The 21,296-nt window shown below is 71.2% G+C and carries 15 protein-coding genes and 1 tRNA gene; 4 read left to right on the top strand and 12 right to left on the bottom strand.

Annotation, left to right across the window (positions count from 1 at the left end; all coding sequences use genetic code 11):
• Nucleotides 1–30: 30 nt before the first annotated feature.
• From QFZ50_RS12790 to QFZ50_RS12765, 6 genes are all read right to left on the bottom strand, one after another.
• The gene (locus QFZ50_RS12790; protein WP_307084719.1) at nt 31–1,155 is read right to left on the bottom strand and encodes an EAL domain-containing protein; all 1,125 of its coding nucleotides are present in this window, start codon (nt 1,153–1,155) and stop codon (nt 31–33) included.
• A 20-nt stretch (nt 1,156–1,175) separates the two neighbouring features.
• The gene (locus tag QFZ50_RS12785; RefSeq protein WP_307084716.1) at nt 1,176–1,349 is read right to left on the bottom strand and encodes a DUF1059 domain-containing protein; all 174 of its coding nucleotides are present in this window, start codon (nt 1,347–1,349) and stop codon (nt 1,176–1,178) included.
• Between the two features lie 106 nt (nt 1,350–1,455).
• Nucleotides 1,456–1,935, bottom strand: coding sequence for a hypothetical protein (locus tag QFZ50_RS12780; protein ID WP_307084714.1), 480 nt, complete (start codon nt 1,933–1,935; stop codon nt 1,456–1,458).
• A gap of 19 nt (nt 1,936–1,954) precedes the next feature.
• The gene (locus QFZ50_RS12775) at nt 1,955–3,511 is read right to left on the bottom strand and encodes a DUF2079 domain-containing protein (RefSeq protein WP_307084712.1); all 1,557 of its coding nucleotides are present in this window, start codon (nt 3,509–3,511) and stop codon (nt 1,955–1,957) included.
• Nucleotides 3,508–3,873 (bottom strand): sterol carrier family protein, encoded by a 366-nt coding sequence (locus QFZ50_RS12770; protein ID WP_307084710.1) that lies wholly within the window; start codon nt 3,871–3,873, stop codon nt 3,508–3,510. Before QFZ50_RS12770 ends, QFZ50_RS12775 begins: the two co-directional genes overlap by 4 nt.
• Before the next feature lie 13 nt (nt 3,874–3,886).
• Nucleotides 3,887–4,891, bottom strand: coding sequence for an asparaginase (locus QFZ50_RS12765; protein WP_307084709.1), 1,005 nt, complete (start codon nt 4,889–4,891; stop codon nt 3,887–3,889).
• A gap of 308 nt (nt 4,892–5,199) precedes the next feature.
• Between QFZ50_RS12765 and QFZ50_RS12760 the strand changes: the two genes are divergently transcribed.
• On the top strand, nt 5,200–8,517 hold the full coding sequence (locus QFZ50_RS12760; RefSeq protein WP_307084707.1) for a S8 family serine peptidase: 3,318 nt from the start codon (nt 5,200–5,202) through the stop codon (nt 8,515–8,517).
• A gap of 113 nt (nt 8,518–8,630) precedes the next feature.
• Here the strand turns inward: QFZ50_RS12760 and QFZ50_RS12755 are convergent, their stop codons facing one another.
• Nucleotides 8,631–10,286, bottom strand: coding sequence for a molybdopterin-dependent oxidoreductase (locus QFZ50_RS12755; protein ID WP_307084705.1), 1,656 nt, complete (start codon nt 10,284–10,286; stop codon nt 8,631–8,633).
• A 125-nt stretch (nt 10,287–10,411) separates the two neighbouring features.
• Here QFZ50_RS12755 and purD point away from each other — a divergent pair, with 125 nt between their 5' ends.
• From purD to QFZ50_RS12740, 3 genes are all read left to right on the top strand, one after another.
• Nucleotides 10,412–11,704, top strand: coding sequence for a phosphoribosylamine--glycine ligase (gene purD / locus QFZ50_RS12750; RefSeq protein WP_307084703.1), 1,293 nt, complete (start codon nt 10,412–10,414; stop codon nt 11,702–11,704).
• The gene (locus tag QFZ50_RS12745; RefSeq protein ID WP_307084700.1) at nt 11,701–12,600 is read left to right on the top strand and encodes a phosphoribosylaminoimidazolesuccinocarboxamide synthase; all 900 of its coding nucleotides are present in this window, start codon (nt 11,701–11,703) and stop codon (nt 12,598–12,600) included. Before purD ends, QFZ50_RS12745 begins: the two co-directional genes overlap by 4 nt.
• A 353-nt stretch (nt 12,601–12,953) precedes the next feature.
• Nucleotides 12,954–13,943 (top strand): hypothetical protein, encoded by a 990-nt coding sequence (locus QFZ50_RS12740; protein WP_307084697.1) that lies wholly within the window; start codon nt 12,954–12,956, stop codon nt 13,941–13,943.
• A 55-nt stretch (nt 13,944–13,998) separates the two neighbouring features.
• On the opposite strand, the gene QFZ50_RS12735 is transcribed toward QFZ50_RS12740, so the two are convergent.
• The 5 genes from QFZ50_RS12735 to QFZ50_RS12715 form a co-directional block, all read right to left on the bottom strand.
• A tRNA-Pro gene (locus QFZ50_RS12735) sits at nt 13,999–14,075 on the bottom strand.
• 86 nt (nt 14,076–14,161) lie between these two features.
• Nucleotides 14,162–16,024 carry an ABC transporter ATP-binding protein gene (locus tag QFZ50_RS12730; protein ID WP_307084695.1) on the bottom strand — a complete coding sequence of 621 codons (1,863 nt, stop codon included), beginning with the start codon at nt 16,022–16,024 and terminating at the stop codon, nt 14,162–14,164.
• Nucleotides 16,021–17,856 (bottom strand): ABC transporter ATP-binding protein, encoded by a 1,836-nt coding sequence (locus QFZ50_RS12725; RefSeq protein WP_307084693.1) that lies wholly within the window; start codon nt 17,854–17,856, stop codon nt 16,021–16,023. The genes QFZ50_RS12730 and QFZ50_RS12725 overlap by 4 nt, the downstream gene beginning before the upstream one ends.
• Before the next feature lie 111 nt (nt 17,857–17,967).
• Nucleotides 17,968–18,951 (bottom strand): metallophosphoesterase, encoded by a 984-nt coding sequence (locus QFZ50_RS12720; RefSeq protein WP_373462276.1) that lies wholly within the window; start codon nt 18,949–18,951, stop codon nt 17,968–17,970.
• Nucleotides 18,917–21,289, bottom strand: a complete 2,373-nt coding sequence (locus tag QFZ50_RS12715; RefSeq protein WP_307084691.1) for a transglycosylase domain-containing protein — start codon at nt 21,287–21,289, stop codon at nt 18,917–18,919. The genes QFZ50_RS12720 and QFZ50_RS12715 overlap by 35 nt, the downstream gene beginning before the upstream one ends.
• Nucleotides 21,290–21,296: the final 7 nt, after the last annotated feature.

Below are 21,296 nucleotides of genomic sequence, written 5' to 3'. Positions count from 1 at the left end.
GAAGCCGCCGGCGCGGCGGACCGTCGCGCCTCACGCCGAGGGCGTGGCCTGGCCCGCGATCCTCCCGATCAGCCGCTCCATGCGGGCGATGCCGACGAACCGGCCGGCGTTGTCGGTCACGAGCAGGGGAGCGAAGCGGGTGCTCCGATCCCGGGTGATCGACCGCGTGAGCGCTTCGTCGACGGGAGTGTCGACATTCACCACCAGTCCGGGGTCGACGACCTCCAGGCGTGCCGCCTCCTCGGTCAGCACGGCCACCGGCCTGCGCCCGTCGAGCAGCACGACGTCGGTGAGGAACGGGTCCGCGACGAAGAGCTCGGCGGCGGAGCGCGGCGAGGCCGCGGTGGTGGCCGGTTCGACCACGCCCCGCACCGTGGACGCGGGCGCGGTGCTGGACCGGGCCGACAGGCGCAGGGCGAGGTCCACGTCGAGCTGTCCCCAGGGTGGGGCCGGGCGCCCCACGAGGTAGCCCTGGACGAGCGGGACCCCCAGTGCGGCGAGGGCGTCGAGTTCCTCCACCCGTTCGATGCCCTCCGCGAGGATCCAGGCGTCGACCCGGCTCGCGAACAGCCCGAGCATCTCGATCAGTGCGCGTTTGGCCTCGTCGACGTCGATATCGCGCACCAGCTCACGGTCCACCTTGATCAAGGCGGGCCGGAGCGCGAGCAGGTGCTGCAGCCCCGCATACCCGGATCCGGCGTCGTCGACGGCGATCAGGGCCCCGGCGGCGCGCAGGGAGTCCAGATGCGGTTCGAGATCGAGGTACGAGTCGATGGGCGTCTGCTCGGTGAGCTCCACGATCACGCCGCCGAGGTGTCCCTGCTCGGCCCACACGTCCTGCACGGAGGACGACGACAGCAGGTGCGGCGACACGTTGACGGTCAGGAAGCAGTTCGGCGGCAGGCTGCGGCGATGCGCGAACGCGGCGCGCAGGGCAGCGGCCTCGAGCTCGGCGGCGCAGCCGGCCCGGCGTGCCCGGGCGAACCACACCTCGGGATCCTGCTCCTCGAAGCCCGGGAAACGGGCGAGCGCCTCGTAGCCCACCACCGTGCCGCGCGCCGTGTCGACGATCGGCTGGTAGGCGGAGGCCACGCCCTCACCCGTGCAGGCCCGGGCCAGCTCGGCGGCCCCGTCGTCCTGACCCGGTGCCTGCACGGAGGCGGGAGGCAGCGGGATCAGGCCGCGACGATGCTGCTGCGGACCGCGCCGACGAGGTCGGGTGGAAGGTCCGTCAGGCCGTGGGCGGAGGCGGCGTGCGCGCCCACGGAGGCGAGGATCTCGTCCTCGGAGGAGCACACCCAGCGGGCGTCACAGCCCGGTACGACGTCCCCGCATGCAAAGGCCTTCATGTCTCTCCCTCTTTCCCGACGGCGGTCGAATTCCTTCCGCTACTATCGCCGGGCGCTGGGGCGTCGTTAGCATTCCGCGGCAGGTCCTCGGGAGGGAGGGCCGGTCTCAGGCCGCGTCGTCGTCGTAGGTGCGCTCTGCCCGGGCACGCTCGGCACGCCTGATGCTGCGCCGGTCGACGACGAGCACCAGCAGTGCCGCGAGCAGGAGTCCGGGCAGGGCGAAGGCCACGGTGAAGAAGCCGAGGATCGATGCGCGCGTGAGCGTGGGATCCTCCGGGCCGGTGTACGCGACGACGAGCGCGACGAGGAAGCCGAGGAAGGCGCCCAGCAGCATGAAGGGCACGAACTTCGGAGCCCTCCGGATGGTCACCTCCCGATAAGCGGGTGCCGCGGGTGCCGCGGGTGCCGCGGGTGCCACGGGTGCCACGGGTGCCACGGGTGCCACGGGTGGCTGGGCCCGGCCGGGCGCTGCGTGGTCCTCGGGGGCGGGCCGACCGTCCGCCGGCGCCCGATCACCGCGGGTGTCGGGCTGCTCGGAGGTGCTGTGCGGCTGCTCGGGGGCGCTGTCCGGCTGGTCGGAGGTCATGCTTTAAGGCTACCGGGCGTCAGCGGTCGAGCCGGACGAGCTGGTAGCCCGCCTCGCTGAACACGAGCGTGTAGTCGGTCCCGGGATAGTGCTGTTCGGCGTGGGCCTCGGCGTCGGTCGGTCGGACGGCGCCCCAGCTCCAGTCGTCCGCGTCGACCACCAGGTAGTCCGGCGCCGGGTTGGTGTTGCCCAGCCAGTACACGCGCGTCTCGGGGGCGAGGTAGGCCATGAGCACCACGCCGCTCTCGACCGTCGACCCGGCGGGGATGAGATCCATCATGCGGTGGGCGGCGTCCCAGCGCCCGGACGGCCGGTAGGTCCCCGGGTCGGCGAGGATGGCGAACTTCTGGGCGGGCAGCAGCAGGAGGCAGGCGGCGACGGCGACGGGGACGCCCGCGAGGGCGGCGGTGCGGATCCACGGGCGCGGGTTCCTTCGGAGGAGGTGGACGCCGTCGACGAGGCCGAGGAAGAGCACGGGCATGAGGACCGCGCTGTAGTGCCATTCGGGGCCCCAGTACCATTCCTCGCTCGAGGCGAACCTCCACAGGAGCGTCGGCACCAGCACGAGGCCGAACGGGGAGCGGAGGAACAGGAGTCCGCCGGCGAGCAGGAGCAGCAGGAGCGTCTCGTACTTCGCGGTGCCGGAGACGAGGCCGACGACGGCGCCGGCGGGATCGCCGATCATCGCGCCGAGGTCTATCCGGTCGGAGTAGTCGTACTGGCCCGAAGCGTTGAGCGCGGGCAGGATCAGGCCGACCGAGACGACCAGCCACAGCGCGCCCCAGGCGGCCAGCCACAGCCCTGCGACCGTCCGGAGCCGCCAGGCGAGGACCAGTCCCAGTGCCAGGACGGTCAGCCCGAGGTCCTCCTTCACGAAGACGAGCAGCCCTCCCCACACGACGGCGGGGACCACGCGCCGCCGCAGCACGGCCTCGAGGCTCAGGGCGAGGAGGGGGACGGCGAAGGCGATCTCGTGGAACTGCGCGGCGACGGCGGACTGGAGGCCCCAGGACAGGGCGTAGGCGATCCCGACCGCGACCCCCGCGACCGGTCCGATGAACCGCATGCCCGCCCGGGCGACGACGGCCACCGAGAGCCCGAAGAGGAGGTCCTGCACGATCAGGAGGGTGAGCCCCGACGGCGCGATCGCGTAGGCGGGGGCCAGCAGCACCAGCAACGGGTGGAAATGGTCACCGAGGAGGTTGAAGCCCTCGCCCTTGATGGGCACGATCGGGGCGCCGAGCCCGGCGTAGGCCTTCGCGAGCTGTGTGAAGATCCCGAGGTCCCAGGACGGCGAGCTGAGCTGGTTCCACTGGGTCACGGAGAAGACGATGTAGAGGGCGGCCGCCGCGAGCCCGGTCAGCCACGCCGCGGCGGGCTGGCGGCGGACCGCTGCCACGGTGCGGACGCGGAGCACCCGCAGGCGGTCCGCGGCTCCGGCGGCTCCGGCGCGGCCGGGCACCGCCGTCGACCCGGCGCGCGCCGTTCCGACGGCACCGTGCTCCGCCCCGGGACCGCGGGCGGGCGCCGTCGCCGGTTCCCGCGATCGTCCTGGCCCGGATCGGCCGACGCTCACGCGCCGTGCCTGAAGAGCGGAAGCCAGGCGCTGAGATCGGCGCGCTGGCCCGACGCCGCGACCTTGCCGGCCGCGACCGCCGTGGGCCAGTCCGTGGTGCCCGTGACGAGGGCGAGCCAGGTGGCGGCATCGGTCTCGACGACGTTCGGGGGAGTGCCCCGTGTGTGGCGGGGACCCTCGACGCACTGGGTCACACCGAAGGGCGGCACCCGGACCTCCACGCTGTTGCCCGGTGCCAGGTCGGCGAGCTCCTCGAGGGTGAACCGCACGGCCGCCGCGAGTTCCGGCCGGCCGGCCGATCCGTCGGCCACCTGCTCCAGTGCCCGGTGCCCGTCCTCGGCGCTGATGCGTCGCCGTGCCATGGTCCTGCCGGCCCTAGTCGAGCAGTGCCATGACGGGGGCGGCGAGCCGCAGGCTGCCGACGGGGCGGCCGCCGCCGAGGACCGGCCGGACGACCTTCGCCAGGACGTCGCCCACCTTCTCGGCGTCGATGGCGCCGGAGGCGGCGAAGAGGGTCAGCCCCACGAGGGTCGCGGCCCGGGAACTGCCGTCCAGCACCTTCAGGGCCAGGGCCGCCCCGGTCGGAGCGGCCAGCACGAGGACGCCCTCCGCCCCGCTCTTGGCGATGATGCCGAGGTCCTCCATGACCACCGAGTTCTCCATGCCGTTGCCGTGCACGGCCCAGGGGTAGTCGAGCATCGCGGTGGCGATCGTCGCGGCGCGGGCGTCGGCGTGCTTGTCGGAGGGCGCCTTGGCGATCCTGCCGATGCCGCGCGCGAGGCCCGTCAGTGAGACGGCGGCCACGGGCGCGCCGCAGCCGTCCACGCCCCACGCCGCCACCGACTCCCCGGTGTACTCCTCGATGACCGAGGCCACCGATCGCTGGAGCGGGTGCGTGGGTTCGAGGTAGGTCGCGGTGTCCCAGCCGTTCTCCGTGCAGGCCCAGAGGAAGGCGGCGTGCTTGCCCGAGCAGTTGAACGCGATGCGCTGCTTGCCCTTGCCGCCTCGGACGAGCTCGTTGCGGGCCTCCTCGTCCTGCGGCCAGTCCGCGGGGCACTGGAGATCGTCCTCGGTGACACCCGCGGCATCGAGCATGGTGCGGACCACGTCCATGTGCTCGGCACTGGCCACGTGGCTCGCCGCGGCGAGCGCCACCTGGGGGCCGCGCAGCGGGACGCCGGCCTTCATGCTCGCGAGTGCCTGGAACGGCTTGAGCGTGGAGCGGGGGACGATCGGGCTGGTGATGTCCCCGAGTTCGGTCACCACGGAGCCGTCGGCGGCGAGGACGACGGCGGCACCCACGTGGCGGGACTCGATGAAGCCGTTGCGTTCGAGGACGGCGAGATCCACGGCGTCGGCCGTGGTGAAGGTGGAGGGCATGCTTCCAGTATTCCCTACTCGTGGTACCGGCCCGGGGCGGCAGGGCGGGCCTTGTCCTCCTCCGGATCGCCGTGCACCGTGATCGTTCCGGCCGGCCGTCCGCTCGATCCGGTTGAACCGTTGACTATCGCGTCCCCAGCCACGACAGTAAGAACACTTAGCTTCGCCCCTCCGGGGGCAAGTCTGGTCGCCGCTGGAAGCGTCCCTTTCCTCACGGAAACACACCCACATATCTCATGGCGGTACCGGTGGACTTCAAGGGTCTCGGTCTCTGGCTGGTCAGCCTGATCGATTCTCAGGAGAGAAGCATGAGCAAGTCGAACCGTCGGAAGGCAGGATCGGCGGCACTCGCACTGCTGGCCGGTATCGCCCTGGCATCGGCCGTGGTGGCGCCCGCCCCGGCAGCGGAGGGTGTGCCGGCGGGGCCGACCGCCCAGGGGCTCGGGTCGCAGGCCCGCCCGGACGTGAAGGTCTCGGAGGACCTGCAGACGCGCACGGGGCAGGTGTCGGTCTTCGTCCAGTTCGAGGGCAAGGGAGCCTTCGAGCAGACGCAGCCGGCGGAGGTGCGTGCCGGGCTGGCCGCGCCGGTGCCGCAGGTCGCCGCCGTCCAGGGCATCCGGGCCGGCATCGAGGCGCAGGCGGCGCAGGCCACGGCCGACGCCGGTGCCACCAGCCTGTACACCACCACCAACACGATCCCGGGGGTGGCCCTCACCGGGGACGCGGAGCGGATCCGCGCCCTGGCGGCCCGTCCCGACGTCCGGAAGATCACGGGCATCGTCCCCAAGACGCTCGACAACAAGGGCGGAGTCATCGACACCGAAGCCCTCGCGTCGTGGGTGCAACGCGACCAGACCGGTAAGGGTGTCACCATCGCGGTGCTCGACACCGGGCTGGACTACACACATGCAGGCTTCGGTGGCCCCGGCACGGTCGAGGCCTTCGCCGCGGCCAAGGCGTCCCCCACCCTTCCGGACGCCGCCTCCGGCCTGTACGACCCGGCGAAATTCATCGGCGGCTACGACCTCGTCGGGGACGCCTACAACGCGGACCCCTCGTCGCCGACCTACAGCCCCGTGCCCGTACCCGATACCAACCCCCTCGACTGCGAGAGCCACGGCTCCCACGTCGCCGGCACCGCCGCCGGCTACGGCGTCAACGCCGACGGCACCACCTTCCGGGGCGACTACTCGACGCTCACCGCCGACCAGGTCAACGGCATGCGCATCGGTCCGGGGACGGCACCGGACGCCGGACTCGTCAGCCTGCGCGTCTTCGGGTGCGAGGGATCGAGCGACGTCGTCGGTCTCGCGCTGGACTACGTCCTCGACCCCAACCAGGACGGCGACTTCTCCGACCGCGCGAGCATCGTCAACATGTCGCTCGGCTCGGATTTCTCCGCGTACGACGACCCCGAGATCGACATCGTCAACAGCCTGACCGAACAGGGCATCCTGTCCGTGGCCTCGTCCGGCAACGGCGGCGACGTCTTCGACAACGGCGGTTCGCCGGGCAGCGCCGGATCGGCCCTGACCGTCGCCAACTCCGTCGGATCGCAGGTCACCCTGGACGGAGTCGACGTCCTCGCGCCGGCAGACGTCGCAGGGCGCGCCGCCGGCCAGTACAGCGTCAACTTCGGCTACGCCACCGCCACCGAGGAGCAGCTGACGGGTGATGTCGTCGCAGCACCCGCCACCAACGCGTTCGGCTGCCAGCCCTTCGCGGCGGGATCCCTCGCCGGCAAGTGGGTCTGGCTGCAGTGGGAGGAGAATGGGGCGTTCCCCTGCGGATCGGGCGTGCGGTTCGACAACGCCCAGGCTGCGGGGGCCACGGGCGTGGTGCTCGATTCCCCCCGCTCCGTCTTCGCCGCCGGCATCGGCGGCAACGCGGGCATCCCGGGCGTGCAGTTCAACGCGGAGTCCTCCGACAGGCTCCGCCCTGCCGCCGTCGCCGGCACGCTCCGGATCCGTCTGGCCGCCGGGCTCGTGGCCACCTCGGTGGGCGCCTCGAACGCACTCGACACGCTGAGCGCCAGTTCGTCGCGGGGCGTCCACGGCTCGAACGGCGTGGTGAAGCCCGACGTCGCGGCCCCGGGGACGTCCATCGGCTCGGTGCAGGTCGGGACGGGCAACAGGCCGTCGGCGAAGACCGGTACCTCCATGGCGGCACCCAACGTGGCCGGCATCGCGGCCCTCGTCGTGGCCGCGACGGGCTACGACCCCCACCAGGTCAAGAGCATCATCATGAACACGGCGATGCACGATCTGCTCACCGCCGACGGGATCGTCCACGCACCGAACCGCACCGGTTCGGGCCGCGTCGATGCCCTCGGTGCCCTGGCCTCGAGCTCGTTCGCCTACGCCACCGAGGACCCAGCGTTGACCACGGTCGGCTTCGGTGTCCTCGAGGTCGCCGCCGATCCCGTGTCGCTGACCCGGCAGATCACCGTCGAGAACCACTCCGACGCCGCGGTGAGCTACACCGCGGAGTACCTGGCGGCCACGACGATGCCGGGCGTCGACATCTCGGTCACCGCCACCGGCACAGACTCCGCCACCGCGGATATCCCCGCGGACGGTACGACGACCTTCGACGTCGTCCTGTCCATCGCGGACCCGACCGTCCTGGCCAAGACCCTGGACCCGGCCGCGGAGAGGGTGCAGCTCGGGCTTCCGCGCCAGTACATCGCGGACGCGTCGGGACGCGTGCAGTTCACCAGCGACACCGCCTCGACGCTCCGGGTCCCGGTTCATGCCGCGCCCAAGCCGACCGCCGACCTGAGTGCCGGGGAGGCTCTCGCCTTCGACACCGCAGCGGACCTCGAGAGCGAGCTCACGTTCACGGGCCGTGGCCTGCTGCAGGGCGGCGCCGACTCGCTGTACGCATCGGTCGTCTCGCCGTTCGTCCTCGGTGCCGAGAGCGAGCGCCAGGAGTCCCTGCCGCTCGAGTCGCTGTACTCCCTCGACCTGAAGGCGGTGGGGGCCTCCTCCACGGTCCCGGGGCTGGTGGCTGCCGGTGGGGACCCCCTGGGCGGCACGCTGTCCATCGGGATCAGCACGTGGGCCAACTGGAACACGCTCACGAGCGCCCCCCAGCTCCTGGTCGAGATCGACGTCGACGGCAACGACGAGGCCGACTTCATCGCGAGGACCGGCCGCGCGGAGAACCTCGACCTGGTCCTCGTCGATCTCTACCCCGTGGCCGACGACGGGTCGATCGGCGGTGCCGTCGGGGGCGGTGTCGCCAACAACGTGGCAGGCAACATCGACACCAACCTGCTGGACTCGAACGTCGTGACCCTGCCGCTGCCCGTGGCCGCGATGGGTCTGGATCTCGCGGCCGGCGGGGCCATCTCCTACCGCGTCAGTACGCAGAGCGCGTTCAGCGTCGACGAGCAGGGCCAGACCGTCCCGGTGGACACCACGGACTGGATCGACTTCAGCGTCGCTCAGCCGGCGCTCTGGTTCGCGGGGGATGTCGCCGACACCAGCTTCATCGTGGCCGACGGGTCCACCCTGCGGGTCCACCGCGCGGCGGGGGACACCACCAGCCGGGGCCTGTTCCTGCACCACCACAACGCGTCCGGCGAACGCGAGGAGATCCTCGCGATCGAGTCGGGCCGGTAGCGCCGGGCGGGAGCCCTGCACGGGCGATCAGCGGGCCGAACTGCGCCCACCGGAGGGAACGGTCATCCGGTGGGCGCAGACCTGACGGAGCGGCCGGCTCCGGGTCCGGGGGTTCACCGGACGGTGAACTGCACCGTCTGCCAGCCCGACGCACCGTCGGGGACGGTCTCCGCGCGTTCCTCGGTCTGGAGCCCGTCCACGCGGTCCGTCGCCCGCGCCCGGACGGTGTGCAGCCCGGATTCGAGGGTGAGCTCGTGGGACCACTGCCGCCACGTGTCCACGGACGCCTCGGCCGCGAGCGTCACGTCCTCCCAGCCGCCGCCGTCCACGGACACCTCGACCCGGGTGATGCCGCGCTGCTGGGACCAGGCGACGCCGCCGATCATGACGGAGCCCGCGTCCACCGACGCGAAGGACTGCGGCACCTCGACGCGGGCCATGGTCTTGATGGGGCCCTCCTCGGACCAGCCGCGGTCCGTCCAGTACGCCGTCCTGTCGGCGAAGCGCGTCACCTCGAGGTCCACCACCCACTTGGTGGCCGAGACGTAGCCGTACAGGCCGGGCACCACCATGCGCACGGGGAACCCGTGTTCCACCGGCAGCGGTTCGTCGTTCATGGCGATGGCGAGGATGGCGTCGCGGTCGTCCTGGAGCACGGGCAGCGGGGTGGAGGCGCTGAAGCCGTCGGAGCTCGTGGACAGGACCATGTCGGCACCGTCGAGGGGCCTGGCCCGGGCGAGGACCTCGCGGAGCGGGTAGCCGAGCCACTTCGCGGTACCCGCCAGGTACCCGCCCACCGGGTTGGAGACGCAGGTGAGTGTGACGTGGCGTTCGATCAGGTCTGCGTCGAGGAGGTCCTGGAACGAGAGTTCGAACTCCTCCTCGACCATGCCGTGGACGCGCAGCACCCAGTCCTCGGTGGTGAGCTGCGGGACGCTCAGCGCGGTGTCGATCCGGTAGAAGTCGCCGTTCGGGGTGACGAAGGGTGTCACGCCCGCAACGGGGGACTGCACGCCGGCCGGAAGGGCGGGGGCGGGACTGGCGGGAGCGGGGAACCGCAGGCCGTCCCGCACCGCGGCGATATTGGTGCGGGCTCCCGCGAGCAGCCGCCCGCCACCCGCGGCCGCCCCGGCGACGACGGCGGTGACGCCGACCGCGGCGAAGAACCCGCGACGCGAGGCGGTGCGCGGAACCGCAGTCGCAGCAGTCGCTGCAGTCGCTGTAGTCGCTCCGGGGCGCTCGCCGTCGGGCGTCACGGGCGTCACCGGCGTCACGGGCGTCACGGAAGCCGAGGGAGCCGGGGACGGTGCGACGGTGGCGTGGCGCAGCCGCGCGACGAGCCACCGGAGGGCGAGCAGGCCCGCTCCGGTGCCGACGACGGTCGGCACGGCGTCGGGCAGCGAGGCCCCGGCCCGCGTCAGGACGCAGGCCAGGATGATGGCGCCCATCGCGAGGACGCCCGCCACGCCCAGCGCCCATCGGCGGAAGGCCACGATGCCGAGGACGGCCGCCAGGAGTGCGATCGTGATGCCCATGCCGACCAGCAGCGCCAGCTTGTCGTTGGTGCCGAACGTGTCGATCGCGAACTCCTTCAGCCACGGCGGGGTGAAGTCGATGAAGGTGGAGCCCATCGCGACGATCGGGGTGGCGCTCGCGCGGAAGAAGGCGCCGGCGAGCTCGGCGATCCCCAGCACCACGCCCGCCGCGAGGATTCCTGCCAGGGCGGCGAGGAGGGACGTACCGCGGCGGCGCTCGGTGAGGTTGCTCATGGAAAGTATTCGGAGAGGGGTGGAGGGGGTATGGGTACCGGGGCCGCCGTAACAGTGGAACCCCTCGGTGTGCGTCCGGCACGAGGGCTGGGTAGGCACCCACCCCTCCAGTACGCTGTCCTACTGTGAAGGTTCTTGTGCTGGGCCCCGGCGGCCGCGAACATGCCCTCGTCCGGGCCCTGCTGGCCGACCCGTTCGTCCGGGAGGTGCACGCGGCTCCCGGGAACGCGGGCATCGCGGAGGACGTCCCCACCCACGACGTCGATGCGAGCGATCCCGCGGTCGTCACGGACCTCGCACGCTCGCTCGGCTCCGACCTCGTGGTCATCGGCCCCGAGGCTCCGCTCGCCGCGGGTGTCGCCGACGCACTGCTCGACGCCGGCATCCCCGTCTTCGGCCCCACGAAGGCCGCCGCCCAGCTCGAGGCGTCCAAGGCCTTCGCGAAGCAGGTCATGGCCGCAGCCGGCGTGCCCACCGCGATGGCCCGCGTCGCCGCGACGGACGAGGAGGCGAGCGAGGCACTCTGCACCTTCGGCGCCCCCTACGTCGTGAAGGACGACGGCCTCGCCGCGGGCAAGGGCGTGGTGGTGACCGACGACCTCGACGCCGCCCGTGCCCACGCCTCGGCGTGCTTCGAGGCCGGCGGGACCGTGGTCATCGAGGAGTACCTCGACGGACCCGAGGTCTCGCTGTTCGTCCTCTCCGACGGACACACAGTGGTGCCGCTCGCTCCCGCCCAGGACTTCAAGCGCATCCACGACGGCGACCAGGGCCCCAACACCGGCGGGATGGGCGCCTACTCGCCGCTCGAATGGGTCCCGGCGACGCTCGTCGACGAGGTGCTCACCCGCGTCGCGCAGCCCGTGATCGACGAGATGGCGCACCGCGGGACGCCCTTCGCGGGGGTCCTCTACGTAGGCCTCGCCCTCACCTCGCGCGGCATGCGCGTCATCGAGTTCAACGCACGTTTCGGCGACCCCGAGACCCAGGCCGTGCTCGCCCGCCTCACCACACCGCTGGGAGGCGTGCTGCTCGCTGCCGCGAAGGGCACCCTCGACCAGATCGACCCGCTCAAGTGGTCCCCGCAGGCGGCCGTCGCCGTCGTGCTCGCGTCCGAGAACTATCCCGACGCCCCCGCGACCGGCCGGCGCGTCCGCGGCCTGAAGAAGGCTGCGAGGGTCGACGGCGCCCACGTGCTCCACGCGGGCACCGCGCTCGAGGACGGCAAGGTGGTCAGCGCCGGCGGACGGGTCCTCGCCGTCGTCGGACTCGGGGACTCCCTGGGGGACGCGCGGGCGACGGCCTACGAGGGGCTCTCCCGCATCGAGCTGGAGGGCGGACAGTCCCGCACGGACATCGCCCTCCGCGCGTCACGCGCCGAGGTCTCCGTGAGCGGACCGGCGGGGGCCCCGGCATGAGCGGCTTCGCACCCCCGCATCCGGAGCTCCCGGGCTGGCGGCACGTCTACTCCGGCAAGGTCCGCGACCTGTACGAGCCCGAGGACGGAACCGACGACGTCGTGCTCGTGGTCGCGAGCGACCGCATCAGTGCCTACGACCACGTGCTCACCACGGAGATCCCGGACAAGGGGCGTGTGCTGACGCAGCTCAGCCTCTGGTGGTTCGAGCGCCTCGCCGGCATCCCGAACCATGTGGTCGCCGCCGACGTGACGGGCGGGGTACCCGCGGAGGTCGAGGGCCGTGCCATGGTCTGCCGGAAGCTCATCATGTACCCGATCGAGTGCATCGCGCGCGGCTATCTCACCGGCAGCGGGCTGCTGGAATACCGGGCGTCGCGGACGGTCTGCTCGCTGCCGTTGCCCGAGGGCCTCGTGGACGGCTCGCGCCTGGACCCCGCCCTCTTCACCCCGTCGGCCAAGGCCGAGGTGGGGGAGCACGACGAGAACATCAGCTACGACACCGTCGTGGTGACCGTGGGCGACGACGCCGCGGCCCAGCTCCGCGCGCTGACGCTCGACATCTACACGCAGGCCGAGGCCATCGCCCGGGGGCGGGGGATCCTCCTCGCCGACACCAAGGTCGAATTCGGCCTCGACCCCGCGACGGGTCGGATCACCCTCGGCGACGAGGTCCTCACCCCGGACTCCTCACGCTTCTGGGACGCGGCGCTGTACGCACCCGGGCAGGCGCAGCCCTCGTTCGACAAGCAGTTCGTGCGCGACTGGCTGACCTCCGATGCCTCCGGGTGGGACCGGCACTCCGAGCCGCCGGCACTGCCCGCGGACGTCGTCGAGCGTACGCGTGCCCGCTACATCGAGGCGTACGAGCGCCTGACGGGCCGCACCTTCGCCTGACGGGCAGTAGCTTGGCCCGGCACACCCGCCGTCGTTCATGGTTTTCACGGTCAGGGTGCCGCGTCGGCGGCGTGTCGCGGCCGGACACGCTTCTCCGGGCGCAAGAACCGGGACGTACGACGACCCCGGACAACGACAACGGCGACGGCCATCGGGCGACGCCGCGCCGCATCACGGGGACGATGCACGCGGGCGGATCGTTCTCGTTGCGGTCCGGCGTGCAGTCCAGCCGGCGCCCGGGCCCTCGAGCCCGCCTTCACGACGGATCACCTCATTCGGTCCAGCTTTCCATTCGACACAGCGCCGTGCGGATCCTCAGGGCGACGGGCGGCACCGAACCATCGAGGAGCACAGTGAACAGCACCCAGCACACCCCGCACCGCCCGACAGCCGCACGACGCACGGCACGTACCGTCGCCGTCGTCACCCTGAGCGCCCTCCTGCTGCCGGCGGCGGGCGCCGTGGCCGCACCACCGCCGTCGTCCCTCGCGGCCGCGGTGTCCTCCCACCGGCAGCAGGACACCAGCATCCCGCTTCCCGGCGCATCCTCCGCCGAGGGCATCGCCAAGGGGAAGGGCTCCGCCTTCTACGCCGGGGACCTCGGCCGCGGCGACATCTTCCGCGGTGACGTCCGCGAGGGCACCGCCGAACTGTTCATCGACGCCCCCGAGGGCAGGGCCGCCGTCGGCCTCAAGGCCGATGTGAAGCACGACCTGCTGTTCGTCTCGGGCGGAGCGACCGGCCAGGCGTACGTCTACGACACCCGCACCGGTGACGCCGTCGCTGACTTCCAGCTCGCCACGGGCGACACGTTCATCAACGACGTCACGCTCACACGGGACGGGGCCTACTTCACCGACTCACGGAGCGCGACACTGTACCTCCTGCCGGTGGACGACGACGGCGCACCCGGCGAGCCGCGGACCATCACCCTGTCGGGACCTGCGGCAGCGGTGACGCCGGGCTTCAACCTCAACGGGATCACCTCGGTGGATCGTGGCCGGACGCTGATCGTGGCGCACTCGGCGAACCAGGCCCTCTACACCGTGGATCCGGAGACCGGGGAGAGCGCGGTCATCGAGACGGATGCGTTGCCGAACGTCGACGGCATCCTCGCCAGGGGGGACACCGTGTACGCCGTCCAGAACCGGAGCAACCAGGTCAGCCGGATCGACCTGTCGAGGGACCTCTCCAGCGGGGAGGTCGAGGACGTCATCACGAGCCCGCTGTTCGACGTGCCCACCACGGTGGCACTGTTCGGCAGGACGCTGGCGCTCGCCAACGCGAAGTTCGGCGCCGTGGATCCCGGCGGCTACGAGGTGGTGACGGTCCCCGCCCGCTGACCGACGACGGACATGCAGGAGGCCCGCCGGCTGATGCCGGCGGGCCTCCTGCATGTGGTCGGGGTGACAGGATTTGAACCTGCGGCCTCGTCGTCCCGAACGACGCGCGCTACCAAGCTGCGCCACACCCCGGTGCTGCTCCCGGCAGGTCGAACCACCCGGACGCAACTGTCCAAGGATAGCCGAGGATCAGCGGCGAGGAAAACCGGCGGGACGGTTCAGACCAGCGAGTCCTTCCACGCCGCGTGCAGCGTCGCGAATCGTCCCGTCCCGCCGATGAGTTCGGCGGGGGTCCCGTCCTCCACCACGCGGCCGTCGTGCACCACGAGCACGCGGTCGGCGATGGCCACGGTGGAGAGCCGGTGGGCGATGATGAGCGCCGTCCGGTTGCCGAGGAGCTTCTGCAGGCCCTCCTGCACGAGCCGCTCGCTCGGGATGTCCAGCGATGACGTCGCCTCGTCCAAGATGAGGACGGCCGGGTCGGCGAGGAACGCCCGGGCGAAGCTGATGAGCTGCCGCTGCCCCGCGGAGACGCGGCCGCCGCGCTTGTTCACGTCGGTGTCGAAGCCCTCCGGGAGGGCGAGGATGAAGTCCTCCGCCCCCACGGCGCGTGCGGCCGCGACGATCTCCTCCCGGTCGGCCTCGGGCTTGCCGAGGGCGATGTTGTCCGCCACGGACCCGCTGAACAGGAAGGCCTCCTGCGTGACCATGACGACGGCACGCCGCAGGTCGGCGGGCGCGAGGTCCCGGAGATCCACGCCGTCGAGCGTCAGGCTGCCCTCCGAGACGTCGTAGAAGCGGGCGATGAGCTTGGCGAGGGTCGACTTCCCGGCGCCCGTCTGGCCCACGAGGGCGACGGTCTGCCCGGCCCGGATCGAGAGGTCCATCGTGGGCAGCACCACGGGGCCGTTCCCGTAGCGGAAGCTGACGTCCCGGAACTCGACGGCCCCGCGCGGATCGGGCAGTGACACCGGGTGCTTCGGCGGCCGCACGGTGGGCACCTCCTCGAGGAGTCCGGACACCTTCTCGAGCGCCGCCGAAGCGGACTGGAACGAGTTGTAGAACATGGCCATCTGGTCCACGGGCTGGAAGAAGCGCTTGCTGTAGAGGAGCAGCGCCAGGAGCGCGCCCACCTCGAGCGTGCCGCCGAGGACCCTGAAACCGCCGAACACCAGCACGACGGCGACCGTCACGTTGCCGATCAGGACGAGTCCGGGCTGGAAGATGCCATTGAGGTTGATGGAGCGGACGGTAACCCTGCGGTAGTCCTCCGCCAGCTCGTCGTACCGTTCCGCGTTGACCTTCTCACGGCGGAACGCCTTGACGGCCCGGATGCCGGTCATCGTCTCGATGAAATGGACGATCAGCTTCGCGGACACCACCCGGGACTCGCGGTAGGCGATCTGCGAGTGCCTCTGGTACCAGCGGGCCAGGAGGAACATCGGCACCGCGGCCGCCAGGATCAGGAAGCCGGTCCGCCAGTCGAGGGCGAAGATGGTGGCCGCCGTGAAGAACATGAAGATGGCACCGGAGGCGAGTGAGCTGACACCCGAGTCCAGGAGTTCACGCAGCGCCTCGAGGTCCGAGGTCTGCCGGGAGATGATGCGCCCGGACGTGTACTTCTCGTGGAACTCGAGGCTCAACCGCTGGGTGTGGCGGAAGACCCGCACCCGGAGGTCCAGCAGCATCGCCTGGCTGAGCTGGGCCGTCGCCCGCACGTAGCCCGCGGTCAGGACGGAGGCCAGGACCGCGGCCAGGAGGTACGTGCCGCCGGCGGTCCACAGCAGCAGCGGATCACCCGCGATGAGGGCGGGCAGGGCGCGGTCGATGCCGAAGGCGATGATCGCGGGCCCGGCCACCCGGGCGGCCTGCGAGACGACGACCAGCAGGACCGTCCAGATGAACTGCCGGCGGTTGGGACGGATCAGTGACCCGAGGAGCCTGAAGGACCGTGACCGGACGGATTTGCTCCGGGCCCGGTCGAGCAGGACGTCGTCCTCGTCGAGCACGCCGGCCGCGGCCGTTGCCGGCTCGTCCCGGTCGCGGGGGGTCCCTCCGGGGGCTGCGGTGGTGCGGCTCATGCCAGCGCCTCCTCGTCGTCGTGCACGGGGTGTGGGAGGGGCTGCGCCGCGCGGCCCAGCTGCGCGATCTCCTCGTCGTCCAGGCTGGCGATGACGTACCGGTAGTGGTCGTTGCGGGCGAGCAGCTCCGAGTGCGTGCCGACGTCGGCGATGCGTCCGTCCTGCAGGAGCGCCACCCGGTCCGCAAGGGCCACCGTCGAGGGCCGGTGGGCGACGATGAGTGTCGTCGTGGCGCTCAGCACGGCGCGGAGCCCTTCCTCGACCCGTTCCTCGGTGGCGACGTCGAGTGCCGAGAGCGGGTCGTCGAGGACCAGGACCGTCGGTCGTGCGGCGATCGCGCGGGCCAGGGCGATGCGCTGGCGCTGGCCTCCGGACAGGCTGAGCCCCTCCTCCCCGATGAGCGTGTCCAGCCCCTCGGGCAGGTCGTGGGCGAAGTGCGCCTGCGCCACCTCGAGGGCCTCGGTGAGGACACGGTCGGCCTCCGCGCCGGTGGCATCGGAGCCCATGAGCACGTTGTCGCGCACGGAGCTGGAGAACAGCGTGGTGTCCTCGAAGGCGACGGCCACGAGCGTGCGGAGCTCCCCGAGCGAGAACTCCCGCAGGTCCACGCCGTCGATGCTGATGGTCCCGCCCGTGACGTCGTAGAGGCGCGGGACGAGCTGGAGGAGGGTGCTCTTGCCGCAACCCGTCACGCCGACCAGCGCCATGGTCTCTCCGGCGCGCAGGGTCAGGTCGATCCCGTCGAGGACGTCGCCGGCGTCCTCCTGCGCGTCGGGGTAGCGGAAGTGCACGGCGTCGAACATGACGGTGCCGCGCGGCGCCTCGAGATGCACGGGGGTGGCCGGGTCGGTGATGGTGTTCTCGGACTCCATGACCTCGTAGTGCCGGTCGATGGCCGTCTTCGCCGTGAAGGTCATGGCCAGGAGCGGCCCGATGAACTCCACGGGACCGGCGACGGCGGCGGCCGTGGCGAAGAAGGCCACGAGGGCGCCGATGGTGACATCACCGCTCGCGGCCAGCGTCACGCCGACCACGAGGGAGGCGCCGAGGGCGAGTTCGGGCAGCAGGGTCACGATCATGGAGAAGTTCGCCAGGGACCTGGCCTTGGAGATCTCCGTGCGGCGGAGTTCCTCGGCCTGCTCCTCGAAGTCCTCGAGCGCCTCGCGGCTGCGCCCGAACGCCTTGAGGACGCGGATCCCGTGCACCGACTCCTCGACCGTGGTGGCGAGATCGCCGGCCTGGTCCTGGCTCTTCCGGGACACCCGGCTGTACGAGGTGCGGAAGCGGTAGCCGTAGATCATCAGCGGCACGGCGGCCGCGACGAAGATCAGGGCGAGGGCCCAGCTCGTCAGGAACATGACGGTCACGCCCATCACCACGGTCAGCGAGGTCACCACCAGCATGATGAGTCCGAACGCCATCCAGCGGCGCATCAGGTTGAGGTCGCTCATCGCACGGGAGAGGAGCTGGCCGCTGCCCCAGCGGTCGTGGAACTCGATCGTCAGGTTCTGCAGGTGACGGTAGAAGGAGGTGCGCATGGCCGTCTCCACCGTCGTCGCCGGCGTGATGACGAACTGGCGGCGCAGCGCCACGAAGGTGGCCTCGAGGACCCCGAGGAGCAGGACGACGCCGGAGGCGATCCAGACCGTGCGGGCGGAGCCGCCCTCGGCCAGGGCGTCGTTGATGAGGACACGCAGCACCTGGGGGATGGCGAGCGCCATGACGCTCGCACCGAGGGCGCACAGCAGGCCGAGGAGGAGCCGCGGGATGATGGGCCTGACGTGTGGATAGAGACGTCCGAGCGATTCCCACAGGGTGTTCTGGTTCTTCATGCCATCTTTTCGGTGATCGATGGATATTGGTGTCCCTCAGCAACCATCCTAGGTCAGGAGGGCTGTAACGCCGATCACGTTACGGGAACCCGAAGAAGCAGGAAGTGGTGGCTAGCGAGTGCTCCGGGGGGTAAGGGTCAGGAGCACGGCCTCCGGGCGGCAGGCGAACCTGATCGGGGCGAAACGCGAGGTCCCGATGCCGGCCGAGACGTTCAGGGGCACGGAGCGGCCGCCCTGCTCCCACTGCGTCAGGCCGCGGGCCCGCCAGGTGGGCAGGTCGCAGTTGCTGATCAGGGCGCCGTAACCCGGGACGCACACCTGTCCGCCGTGCGTGTGGCCGGCGAGGATCAGGTCCGCCCCGCCCTCCGTGAAGTAGTCGAGCACGCGCTGGTAGGGTGCGTGCGCGACGGCGACCCGGATGTGGGGCGCCTCCGCGGAGGTACTGCTGCCCGAGGGGTAGGGCGCGTACCGGTCGCGGTCGAGGTGCGGGTCGTCGACGCCCGTGAAGTCGATGCGGAGGCCGCCGAACCCGACGGACTGCGCCCGGTTGGTCAGGTCCACCCAGCCGGCAGCACCGAAGGCGCTGAACATGTCCGCCCAGGGCAGGTCCTGGGCCGTGGACTCCTTCGGGGCGATCGAGGGGCCGGCGAAGTACCGCAGCGGATTCTTGAACACGGGGGCGTAGTAGTCGTTGGATCCGGGCACGAAGACGCCGGGAACCTTCAGGAGCGGTTCCAGTGCTTCGAGCAGGGGCCCCACGGCCTTCTTGTGGCTCAGGTTGTCGCCGGTGTTGACCACGAGGTCCGGCTTCAGGCCGGCGAGGCTCGAGAGCCAGTCCGCCTTCGACTTCTGCCCGGGCACCATGTGGATGTCGGAGAGGTGCAGCACCCGCAGGGGCGTCGCACTCTCGGGGAGGATGGAGAGGGTCTCCTCCCGCACCTGGTAGAGCGTGCGCTCCACGGTCGAAGCGTAGGCGAGGGTTGCGGCCGCGGTGGTCAGGGCGAGCCCTGCCGCCCAGCCGAGCGGTGCCCCGCTCCGGGATGTGGAAGTCGATTTCACGCTAGCCGTTGCCTCCGTCGTCGCCACTGGTGTCATTGCCGTTGCTGCTGGAGTCGTCGCTGCCGGCGCCCCCTCCAGTGGTACCACCCGCGGGGGCACCGGTGCCAGTGTCGCCGGTGCCGGTGGCGCCGGTGTTCGTCCCGATCCCGCCGGTGTTCGTGCCCGTGCCGTTCCCCGGATTGCCGGGGACGGACGGCCGGGCGGGATTGGTGGTGCGCTGGCCGCCGTTGATCATGCTGGCCGGCGGAGCGGCGAACGGCGTGCCCACGTAGAGGCCGGGGATCTGCTGCATGAAGCGGGCCCAGGACGGACCGGCGATGAGCGAGCCGTCGATCTCCGGGTACACCCGGCCGCCGATCTGCAGGCCGCCCAGCGAGCTGCCCTCACCCTCGGCCTGCCAGTTGCCGACCCAGCTCGCGGTGACCATGCCCGAGTTGTAGCCCATGAACCAGGTCTGCGAGCGTTCGTCGTTGGTGCCGGTCTTGCCGGCCATCGGGATGTCGCCGTACTCGAGCTGCGAGCCCGAGCCGACCTTCATGACCTCCTGCGTGGCCGTGTTGACGCCGCGGGCGACCTCCTTGGAGATGGTCTGCCGGCAGGAGGGGGCGGGGACGGGGTAGCTCGTCCCGTCCACAGCGGTCACCTCGGTCAGGGCCCTGGGCTCGCAGACCGTCCCCTCGTTGGCGAAGCCGCCGAAGGCCTTGGCCATGGACATGGGGGCCGCGGCGACACCGCCACCGATGAGGGCCGGCGGGTTGACCGACGGCGGGTTGAGGGACCCGTCGCTGCTGCTGGCGTCGTGGACGCCCATGTCGAAGGCGATGTCGCGGATGCGGCACAGGTCCAGCTGGCGGGCCGTCGCCATGGTGACGGTGTTCAGGGACTGCGCCAGGCCGTCGAGGACGGTGGTGTACCGGTAGTTCTTGTCGCCGTAGTTCTGCGGCGTGTAGCCCTTGAGCTCCGGTGTCGAGATGACCCAGTTGCCGCCGTCCATGCAGCTCGCGCGCCAGCGGTCGCCTTCGGGGTACGTCTTCTTGGTGCCGTCCACCACCTGGTTCAGGGCCTTGCCGGACTCGACCCACGCCGCGACGGTGAACGGCTTGTAGGTGGAGCCGGGCTGGAAGCCGCCGCCGCCGCCGAGGCTCTTGGCCGGGTCGCCGCCGTCGTACTCGTCCACGTTGAAGTTGAGCACCGTGTTGCCCTGGGCGGCCTCCGGGTTGTACCGGGTGTTCTGGGCCATGGAGAGGATGTTGCCGGTCTTCGGGTCGAGGCTCAGCATGGTGTGGCCGACCGCGCCGTCGGTGGTGTCGGGGTTCGCGGTCTCGTTCACGGCTGTCTGGGCGGCGGCCTGGACACGGGAGTCGAGCGTGGTCTTGATCGTCAGGCCCGAGCGGTAGAGGACCTTCTCGCGGTCCTGGGGCGTTTCGCCGTAGGCCGGGTCGTTGAGGATCAGGTGCGTGACGTAGTCGCAGAAGTAGGGTGCCTGGGCGGCGCCCACGCAGCCGTTCAGGGTCGGCGTGATGGCCAGCCCGAGATCGGTGGCGACGGCGGCGTCGTGCTCCTCCTGCGTGATCTTGCCGTGCGTGAGCATCGCGTCGATGACCAGGTTGCGCCGCTCGAGGGCGGCCTCGGGGTTCTCCGTGGGGCTGTAGGCCGTCGGGCCGTTGACCACGCCCGCGAGCAGTGCGCTCTGCGGGATGGTGAGGTCCTTGGCGTCCACGTTGAAGAAGTACCGCGATGCGGCCTGCACGCCGTAGCTCGTGCCGCTGAACTGGACGATGTTGAGGTAGCCCTCGAGGATCTCGTCCTTGCTGAGTTCCTTCTCCACGGCGATGGCGAGCTTCATCTCCCGGAGCTTGTCGCCGACGTTCTTGTTGCCGCTGAAGGTCGCCGTCTGGTCGTTCTGCAGGGCGGAGTAGATCAGGGTGTTGTTCACGAACTGCTGGGTGATGGTGGAGGCACCACGCGTCCGGTCGCTCGTCAGGTTGCTGGCGATGGCACCGAGGATGCCCTCGAGGTCCACGCCGCCGTGCTCGTAGTACCGGTAGTCCTCGATGGAGATCAGGGCGTCCTGCATGGTCTGCGACACCTGATCCAGGGTGACCGGCTGGCGGTTCTCCTCGTACAGGGTCGCGATGAGCGAACCGTCCGAGGCCTCGATCTTGGTCGGCTGCGCGAGTGCCTCGCGCTCCAGCTCGACCGGCAGTTCCTCGAAGAACTGCAGCGAGGCGGAGGCGCCGGTACCGGCGGCGGCGGCCACGGGCACGAGGAGGCCCGCGGCGAGCACACCCGCAAGACCGCTGATTCCGAGGAATGCGATGATCTTGCCGAGGGTGGTTGCCGTGTCGAAGAGGGGTGATTTGCGCGCAGCCATTATTCCA

It is taken from the genome of Arthrobacter agilis, assembly GCF_030816075.1.
GTDB lineage: Bacteria > Actinomycetota > Actinomycetes > Actinomycetales > Micrococcaceae > Arthrobacter_D > Arthrobacter_D agilis_E.
Note: the sequence above shows the minus strand (reverse complement) of the source record. Positions and strands in the feature narration are given on the sequence as shown.